Source organism: Marisediminitalea lipolytica (genome assembly GCF_001758465.1).
Classification (GTDB): domain Bacteria; phylum Pseudomonadota; class Gammaproteobacteria; order Enterobacterales; family Alteromonadaceae; genus Alteromonas; species Alteromonas lipolytica.
On sequence record NZ_MJIC01000015.1, the window covers coordinates 898,840 to 908,396 of the forward strand.

The following is a 9,557-nucleotide window of genomic DNA, read 5'->3' on the forward strand; positions in this document are numbered from 1 at the left end:
TGCAACCTCTGCTAATTATTTATCGTTAGACTGAAGCCAGTTTACCAACATATCCAGTGGCATCGGTTTGGCAAACAAATAGCCTTGTGCGTATTTGTAGCCATTATCAATAAGAAGCTGACGCTGATGTTCCGTCTCAACACCTTCTGCAATGAGGTTAAACTGAAAGCGCTCAGCCAAACGACTGATCATCTGCACGATATGCAAGGCTTTTTCGTTGTTTTCACAAGACAGATCGTTAACAAATTTCTGATCGAGCTTAATGGTTGTAGCGGCCAGATCGGCTAACTGGGATAGTGAGGAATATCCTGTGCCAAAATCGTCAATGCTGACACCGACTCCCCGACTAATCATTTCACGCAGAATGGGATTGATCATTGTGTAGTCTTCGGTTGCCTGCGTTTCTGTCACTTCTATTTCCAACAGGGTCGCGTCGATTTCGTGCTCATTAATGCAGCGGTTAATATCGTTTACTATGTTTGGGCTGGCAATATCTTTATTGGCGAGATTGAACGAAACCGGTAACAAAAAGCCTGCCTGACTCAGCAGTTTAATAGCTTGAATTGTTTTGCTTAACACCATCTCAGAGATTTCCAGGCTCAGGCCGGATGCCTCGGCAATAGGGATAAACTCAGACGGTGGGCATAAAGAATCATCTTCCATTCGCCAACGTAACAAAGCTTCAAACCCTATCGGTTCGCCTGATGTTAAACTGACTTTGGGCTGTAATACTAAAAAGAAAGGCTCGCCTGAAGCCAGTGCAGTTTTAAGTTCGGTGAGGATTTTCATCCGGTATGCTAAGCGTTGAATTAAGGCAGAGTCGAATTGATAGACATAAATCCCGCGACGGTGCGCTTTACTTAATGCCAGATTTGCGAGTACCAGAACCTCGGAGAGATTGAGTTCCTGAGTATCTTTAAAATCCAGTACGCCAACATGAAATTGCAGTTGAATCTCCAGGTCGTCCATTTCCATGGTCGATGACCGAATCAGATTTAACTCATTTTCAGTGGGCTTCTTATCCAAAGTAAATACTAAGGCGATGGTCTCTCTGTCCCATACCCCAAGCAGGTAATGATGCACAAATTTTTGTTTAATAAACCCGGCGAAGGCTTTAAACATCTTGGTGGCATAATCGTGACCGGCAATCATCTCGGTGGATTCGTAATTTTGTAGTCGAAAGAGAACCAGTGAGCTTTTGTTTAGATGAAAGGCAGATTGCTGGCTTAGTTCTCTGGCCAGCCAGTTTCGATTATAGATACCCGTAGGGCTATCCAGATAGGCTAACTGATTCAGTTTGCTCATCAGTGCCTGATGGACAAAACCTGAGCTGATATTCTCGGCAAACGCCTGCAGTAAATTAAGGTGGCTGCTGTCCAGACTTTGCGGGGAATCAACCAGCATCAGGTACTGCATACCGTCGTATTCGCTGGTATCGAAAAACAGCATGGTAAAGTCACTTTCAAAAAAATGCTGCTGGTTTTGCCAGGCAGAGAACACGGCCTTGTGTAATCGCTGCTTCTTACTTGCGTCGTAGGATTCAAAAACGCTTTCAAGGCGTTCGTTAATTTTGTCTCTGAAATGACTGCTCGCGGCGACCACCGGGGCGAGTTGGATGCTTTCGATGCCGGATTTTACAATGCAAACGATTCCGCCTGAGTTTGGTACGTTAATCACCCGGGATATTTCTTCTAACACGGTGTGGGCAAACTCCTGGGTGTCCTGGCGAGCCGTAAGTGCTCGTGATGCATCAACAATCATTTGCAGGCCACGACGGGCAATCTTTAGTTCGTATGACATTTGCCAGGTACGCAGGTTGCTGATCACGACACTTTTAAGCTTGTCGGCACTTAAGTCGGTTTTATTCCAGTACTCGGCAATATCATATTCGCTAATGGCTTTATCGTGCGGCTTTACTCCCGGCTGTCCGGTTAAGATGACAATTCGCACAATATCATCACCAATCACGTTACGGATGGTATCAATGAGATAAAAGCCGGCGTCGTCGGTTTCCATAACGATATCAAGGAGAATAAGACTGATATCTTGCCGTTTGGATAAAATGGTGGCCGCAGATGCCGCAGAAGACGCGCGCAATAACTCTAGTTTGCGGCCCATAAAAGTAATGCCGTGAAGCGCCAGTTCGAGGACATCCTGATAGGGTTGATTATCCTCTACACTGAGGATCTTCCAGCTTTTGTCCGAAGAAATTGTTGTGTTTTCCTCGCCGCTAAATTCAAAAAGCTCGGTCATTAGGTCTCCGTCTCCTCCTGCAAACGTGATGAGTCAAGCTTATAGTTAACGTAACCCCTGGACCCATTACTGCTGCGGATGTGAGTCGTAATAAATAACGTTTGTATTACTTATTAGTGTTGCCGAAGAATTGAAAATTTCAAGTTTAGCGGGGAGCGCAGGGAATGAAGGAGGTTAACAAGAGGGGCCTGGATGCCCCTCTGAAGGCAGACGGTTTATTGGAACGCAAACTCCATCTGACTGAGCTTTAACCATTTTTCTTTTTGTAACAGCAGTGATTGTTTAAGCTCTTTGTACTTAAAATCGAGTTCAAGACGTTCAACACTTTTTAGCAAATGCTTTTTACGTAACGCCATGATCCGCTTTTTAGTGGTGTAGTAATCTGTCATTTTTTGCATTAACACATCATATTCGTGGTGCAGTGTCTGCAATACTTCTTCAGCATTAGGGTGTTTTGATACCTTCTGAGAAGCGTATTTAAGTTGCATTGCCAACCGCGCTTTTTCGATGCGCTCTTCCGGGCAGGTGCGCAGATTTTTGGTTAATCCCACGTACGACAACCCTTTAATTAACCATTTGGTTGGATCGTACTGATACCACTTAATTCCGTTGCGGTAGTCGTATTCAAATATATGATGATAATTGTGGTAGCCTTCACCAAAGGTAAACAGGGCAACAAAGCCATTATCCCGTGCGGTGTTGGTATCGGTATACGGGCGACTGCCCCAGATATGCGCCAGTGAGTTAATAAAGAAGGTTACGTGGTGCACCATTACCAGACGAAATACGCCAGCAAGCAGAACCATGCTTAACACATCACCATTTATCCAGCCAAGTAGCGCGGTTATACCAAAGTTAGCGGTGAGCATAATGGCAAGGTAATGATTGTGTTGCCACATAACCACTTTGTCCTTCAGCAGGTCTTTACAGTTGCTGTAGTCGTCATAGCGGTCTGCCTGGTATTCACGTAGCATCCAGCCCATATGCGAAAACCAAAAGCCTTTTTTGGCGGAATAGGGGTCTTTGTCGTTCACGTCAACGTGGCGATGATGCACACGGTGATCCGAAGACCAGTGCAAGATGCTGTTTTGCAGTGCCATGGCACCACCAATAGCCAAAAACACCTTAACGACCGGATGGGCGTCATAGGTTTTGTGCGCCCACAAACGGTGGTAACCGGCAGTAATCGACATGCCAGTAACAAAAAACAGAACAACAGTGGTAATTATTTCTGTGGTATCAAATCCGTATGTGACCGCCCATAGTGGCGCTCCTACCAGTGCGATGAGTCCGGTCACCACAAAGACCAGCAAATTGGTAACGATTAAACGAGGCTTATTCATGATTTACATCTCAGCTTACAACTGTACGCTAATTTAGCTGCAAAAGAGGTGTTTCGCAAGGAAAATACCGTTAGAATTAGCCTTAAGAATAAGTTAAACCGCGACCAGAGGGACTGCTATTGAGCCGTCAGGAACAAAAGCAAAAAACCAGGCAGAATATAATTGCTGGTGCTTTTCAATTACTTAATGAAAACCGCACCTTGTCGGCAATTAGCCTGCGAGAAGTAGCAAGAGAAGCCGGTATTGCGCCCACTTCTTTTTATCGTCATTTTAAAGATATGGACGAACTGGGTTTAACCCTGGTGGATGAAGCCGGATTAGCGCTACGGCAATTAATGCGTCAGGCGCGTCGCCGAATTGCTTCAGGTGGCGGTGTGATAGATACCTCTGTAGACACCTTTATGGAATTTATTTCCGCCAACAGCAACGTCTTCAGGCTGTTACTCAGGGAACACACCGGCACTTCTGCTGCCTACCGATTAGCGGTGTCCCGCGAAATACAACATTTTACCGACGAACTTAGTGACTACATTATAGAACAACTGCGTATTCCTCATGATGTGGCGGTGTTGCAGGCCGAGTCGATGGTGCGACTGGTATTTAGTGCCGGTGCCGATGCGCTGGAAGCAGACACCATATTAAAAAACGATATCAGTGAACGCCTTAAGCGCCAGCTGCGCTTTATTCAGTTAGGCAGTCTGGCGTATTTGCAGATAATGCCAGACTCCAAGTAGAAAGTTGGTGCTTACTTACGCTTAAGTAAAACACCAGACTCCATATGATCGGTAAACGGGAACTGATCAAACAGCGCGGCTCTGGCAACAGTATGCGTTTCGGAGAGTGACTGCAGATTATCTACCAGCGTATGCGGATTGCAGGAGATATAAATGATGTTGTCGAACTGGCTAATCATTTTGCAAGTTGCTGGATCCAGCCCTGCCCGAGGCGGATCGACCAAAACGGTATTAAATTGTTTATCGGTGAGATTAATGCCTTTTAAGCGCTCGAACTGGCGCTTACCGGCGAGGGCTTCTACAAACTCTTCTGCCGATAGCCGGGCTATCTGGACATTGTCGATATTATTGATAGCAATATTAAATTGCGCAGCATCTACCGAAGGTTTTGCGATTTCTGTACCTACCACGTGATCAAAGTGCGCCGCTAACGGAATTGAAAAATTACCTGCTCCACAGTAAAGCTCCAGTAAATCTCCCGTCAGTCCCTGACTTTGTGCAATCGCCCATTCAATCATATGTGTATTTACATAAGCATTGGGCTGGGTAAAGCTATTCTCGATATGCTTAAACTGAAAAGTTTTACCGTCGGCAGGGAGCTTTTCGACAATAAAGTCTTCACCAAGGATAACTTTTTGCTTGCGGGCGCGGCCAATCACACTGACTTTAAAGTCCTTATTCAACTCGGTACGCAGCGCTGCTGCCTGAGTTTGCCATTCGTCATCTAACTGGCGATGGTATAGCAGACTGATTACGCATTCCTGCGATAAACCACTCAGAAAATCGACCTGAAAAAGCTTTTTACGTAACACGGGAGACATTTTCACCAGTTCGATAATGCGACTCATCAGCGTGTTAATGGTTTCAGAAGCGGCAGGGAAACTATCTACCCGGTAAGGAGATTTGGTTTCTTTATTAAACATAATGTAATAAAGATCATCGCCGTCGTGCCACACCCTGAACTCCGCACGCATGCGATAGTGTTCTACAGGCGAGCGATAGACATCCATATCCTGTTGATAGAACGGACTTAAAAGTGACGCTAGTGTATCGACTTTTGTTTGTAGCTGAGCCTGGTAAGCGACTTCTGTTGATGATGCTGTATTCATGTTATTCCCCGTACCGCGTTTGCTGCGGCATTGTAGAGACTTTTCAAAAAACTTCCAATGTACCCGGCGACTACCTGATTATGTATTAAAATTAAACAATCCTCATTAGCTGCCGATAACGGTAGTGAGGTGTGAGAGGATTTAATTATGGCTTTGGAATCAATTCCAGCTGTTAAAGGTGGTCAGGCGTCGGTAGAAAAGCCCGATGTCGCGCTTAAAAAGCAGCTTCAGCAAGAAGGCTTGCGCCAGGCGCGTGAGTTTCAACAAAGTAGTCAGGCAACCCAGGTGTCGGTTTCACAAACCCGGGTAGCCAGTACCGTGATGGTCAGTTCTCTGGAACAGGAAGTCGTGGTTGGCGAGCGACGTTTTGATAACGAACGGTATGATAAGGCAGAAGAAAACAAATCGGCTTTTGACTTCAGGGAAGTCGCAACGAATGTACTCAAATTTGTTGGCAGTGTAGTACGCGGTGCTGCAAAAAGCGGTGCTGATGAAGAAAAGCTGACCGACCTGTTGGGGCAGGCACGTTCCGGCGTGGCCAAAGGAATAGCCCTGGCAGAAAAAGATTTGGCTGGGTTTATGAATCCCCAGATAACCGATGGTATCCGCGATAGTAAACAAGCAATCGGTGAAGGAATCGATAATATCGAGAAAGAAGTATTATCTCCCTTCAGAGGTACTATGGAAGCAGGCGCTGTTCTGTCATCTCAATATGCCGAGTCGCAATCCGCCGGATTAAAAATACGTACCAGAGATGGCGATGAAGTTGAGATAAACTTTGGCCAGGCGCGGCAGTATCAGTACAGCGCCGCGCAGCAGTACTCGGCTTCAGCAGCAAATGCACCGGTAAGTGGTAACGAATCTGTCGAAACTGCACAAACATCCGTTACCAGCCAGACATCGTTAGCGATGGCGTTTACGGAGTACCGTGGCATCAGCTTTTCGGTTAAGGGCGAGTTAGATAAAGATGAGGTTGGCGCTATCAGTGATTTAATTAAACAAATCACCGATGTCAGTAAATCATTTTTTGATGGTGATTTGGATAGTGCCCTGGATAAAGCATTAGACCTTGGATATAACGACAAAGAGCTTGCTGGATTCGCATTAAGACTGGATAGCCGTCAGGTACTGAGTGAAAAGATCTCGGCGTATAAAGAAGTGAGTGATGGTGACTCATCCGAACTCAAACAATACATGCGACCGATAAAAGAGTACATGGATGAGCTTAAATCGCTAAATGAGTTGCTTGATACCACACTTAAAGACGGTGAGGGTTATCTGGAGCTGGTTAATGGCGTGATTAATCAAATGAAAGAAGTCCACGTGCCGGATGTGCTTTCTGCTATTAATCGGTTTCACTTATTTAATGGCCGGATCAACGCCATGAAGAAAGAAGCAGAATAGGCCCCGAACGGGGCCTTTGTTTTATTCAGCTATTTTATCTTTCGCCGGACGTACCTTAAGGGTCCGGTCCTGAAAAACCGAATCATTGAACTGGCCAATAATGGCATCGACATCACCGTCGATAACCTCGATAAAACCATAGCCTTTTCGTTTTCCTGTTTTCTTATCTTTCATTAAACGTACTGACTGAATCCGGATATGATCTTCAAAGTACGCTTTAACCGCGGCTTCATTTGCCTTATAAGGCAAATTACCCACATACAATGTAGAGACATTGTCTGCAGTTGCAGAAGATAAATGAACGGAAGTCTCGGAGGGTTGAGAATTGGTTGAGCTGTTTGTGCCAATTAACGATGCTATCCATGGTGTGACGATGCCGCTTATTAATAGAGATAAAGCAACAACCGCTGGCGCCTGCCCATCAAAAGAAACCTGATGAGTAATAATAAATCCTAAAACAGCCAGAACAAGACTGACTAAAAAACACTGCATTAAGCTGACTTTCATAATGCTACCTTAATAATTGTTATGAAAAAAAAGGGTCGGCCATTTAAATTTTACTCATTTATAACAAAATGAACAATATTGATTCACATGTATAGACAAAAGAATGACTTTAAATACGACTTTTGCTGCAAAAATGAGCGTTTGAAAGTTGTTTTGATAAAAAAGCACTAAAAACATAAAAAAACGCTTGATCAAAATCCTCTTCTCTCTATAATGCGCCCCACTTCAACGGGGAACGCCCAACAGGCTCAACCGGCATAATGCGAAAGCCTTATGTGAAGCGGCTTCCAGCCAGATGCAACGTTTGAAAAACTTCAAAAAAAGCATTGACACTGAAAGCCAAGAGCGTAAAATGCGCGCCTCACTTCAACGAGGTCTGAACGACAACGTTGATGTGGTTTTAAGTTTCAGCTCTTCGAAATTAAGTTTCAAAAAGTGGTTGACACCGAAAACGAAAAGCGTAATATGCGCATCCCGCTTCGGGGCTAAACAGAAAAGCCTGAAGCCGCAAAGTTAACTTAAATCAACGCTTTGCACTGTTCTTTAACAATTTATAACAAGACAATCTGTGTGGGCACTCATTAAGAGTGTCAACAACGACAATTCAAAATTTCGATATATTTAATTGAAGAGTTTGATCATGGCTCAGATTGAACGCTGGCGGCAGGCCTAACACATGCAAGTCGAACGGTAGCAGGATGTGCTTGCACATCGCTGACGAGTGGCGGACGGGTGAGTAATGCTTGGGAACTTGCCTTTGCGAGGGGGATAACAGTTGGAAACGACTGCTAATACCGCATGATGTCTTCGGACCAAAGGGGGCTTCGGCTCCCGCGCAAAGAGAGGCCCAAGTGAGATTAGCTAGTTGGTAAGGTAAAGGCTTACCAAGGCGACGATCTCTAGCTGTTCTGAGAGGAAGATCAGCCACACTGGGACTGAGACACGGCCCAGACTCCTACGGGAGGCAGCAGTGGGGAATATTGCACAATGGGGGAAACCCTGATGCAGCCATGCCGCGTGTGTGAAGAAGGCCTTCGGGTTGTAAAGCACTTTCAGTTGTGAGGAAAGGTTGGTAGTTAATACCTGCCAGCTGTGACGTTAACAACAGAAGAAGCACCGGCTAACTCCGTGCCAGCAGCCGCGGTAATACGGAGGGTGCGAGCGTTAATCGGAATTACTGGGCGTAAAGCGCACGCAGGCGGTTTGTTAAGCTAGATGTGAAAGCCCCGGGCTCAACCTGGGATGGTCATTTAGAACTGGCAGACTAGAGTCTTGGAGAGGGGAGTGGAATTCCAGGTGTAGCGGTGAAATGCGTAGATATCTGGAGGAACATCAGTGGCGAAGGCGGCTCCCTGGCCAAAGACTGACGCTCATGTGCGAAAGTGTGGGTAGCGAACAGGATTAGATACCCTGGTAGTCCACACCGTAAACGCTGTCTACTAGCTGTGTGTGAATTTAATTCGTGCGTAGCGAAGCTAACGCGCTAAGTAGACCGCCTGGGGAGTACGGCCGCAAGGTTAAAACTCAAATGAATTGACGGGGGCCCGCACAAGCGGTGGAGCATGTGGTTTAATTCGATGCAACGCGAAGAACCTTACCTACACTTGACATGCAGAGAACTTTCCAGAGATGGATTGGTGCCTTCGGGAACTCTGACACAGGTGCTGCATGGCTGTCGTCAGCTCGTGTCGTGAGATGTTGGGTTAAGTCCCGCAACGAGCGCAACCCTTGTCCTTAGTTGCCATCATTTAGTTGGGCACTCTAAGGAGACTGCCGGTGACAAACCGGAGGAAGGTGGGGACGACGTCAAGTCATCATGGCCCTTACGTGTAGGGCTACACACGTGCTACAATGGCAAGTACAGAGGGAAGCGAGACAGTGATGTGGAGCGGACCCCTTAAAGCTTGTCGTAGTCCGGATTGGAGTCTGCAACTCGACTCCATGAAGTCGGAATCGCTAGTAATCGCAGGTCAGCATACTGCGGTGAATACGTTCCCGGGCCTTGTACACACCGCCCGTCACACCATGGGAGTGGGATGCAAAAGAAGTAGTTAGTCTAACCTTCGGGAGGACGATTACCACTTTGTGTTTCATGACTGGGGTGAAGTCGTAACAAGGTAACCCTAGGGGAACCTGGGGTTGGATCACCTCCTTACGTAAAGTCGTTGGACGACTTGATGTAGTGCCTACACAGATTGTTTTGTTAT

Annotated in this window: 6 protein-coding genes and 1 rRNA gene; 3 read left to right on the top strand and 4 right to left on the bottom strand. The window is 46.1% G+C overall.

The window, feature by feature from the left end; translation table 11 throughout:
- Positions 1–15: 15 nt before the first annotated feature.
- Together BFC17_RS18395 and BFC17_RS18400 are read right to left on the bottom strand one after the other, a co-directional pair.
- The gene (locus tag BFC17_RS18395) at positions 16–2,253 is read right to left on the bottom strand and encodes an EAL domain-containing protein (protein WP_070177930.1); all 2,238 of its coding nucleotides are present in this window, start codon (positions 2,251–2,253) and stop codon (positions 16–18) included.
- Positions 2,254–2,468: 215 nt separating this feature from the next.
- Complete coding sequence (locus BFC17_RS18400) at positions 2,469–3,596, bottom strand: acyl-CoA desaturase (protein WP_070177931.1); 1,128 nt, start codon at positions 3,594–3,596, stop codon at positions 2,469–2,471.
- Between the two features lie 119 nt (positions 3,597–3,715).
- Between BFC17_RS18400 and fabR the strand changes: the two genes are divergently transcribed.
- Positions 3,716–4,330, top strand: coding sequence for an HTH-type transcriptional repressor FabR (fabR, locus tag BFC17_RS18405; RefSeq protein WP_070177932.1), 615 nt, complete (start codon positions 3,716–3,718; stop codon positions 4,328–4,330).
- Positions 4,331–4,341: 11 nt separating this feature from the next.
- Here fabR and trmA read toward each other — a convergent pair whose 3' ends face one another.
- Positions 4,342–5,439, bottom strand: coding sequence for a tRNA (uridine(54)-C5)-methyltransferase TrmA (gene trmA, locus BFC17_RS18410; RefSeq protein WP_070177933.1), 1,098 nt, complete (start codon positions 5,437–5,439; stop codon positions 4,342–4,344).
- Between the two features lie 147 nt (positions 5,440–5,586).
- Between trmA and BFC17_RS18415 the strand changes: the two genes are divergently transcribed.
- A complete protein-coding gene (locus tag BFC17_RS18415) occupies positions 5,587–6,843 on the top strand; it encodes a DUF5610 domain-containing protein (protein WP_070177934.1) in 1,257 nt (418 codons plus the stop codon).
- Between the two features lie 21 nt (positions 6,844–6,864).
- Here the strand turns inward: BFC17_RS18415 and BFC17_RS18420 are convergent, their stop codons facing one another.
- Positions 6,865–7,350 (bottom strand): RNA recognition motif domain-containing protein, encoded by a 486-nt coding sequence (locus BFC17_RS18420; protein ID WP_070177935.1) that lies wholly within the window; start codon positions 7,348–7,350, stop codon positions 6,865–6,867.
- 622 nt (positions 7,351–7,972) lie between these two features.
- Here BFC17_RS18420 and BFC17_RS18430 point away from each other — a divergent pair.
- Positions 7,973–9,505, top strand: a 16S ribosomal RNA gene (locus BFC17_RS18430).
- The last annotated feature ends 52 nt before the right edge of the window (positions 9,506–9,557 follow it).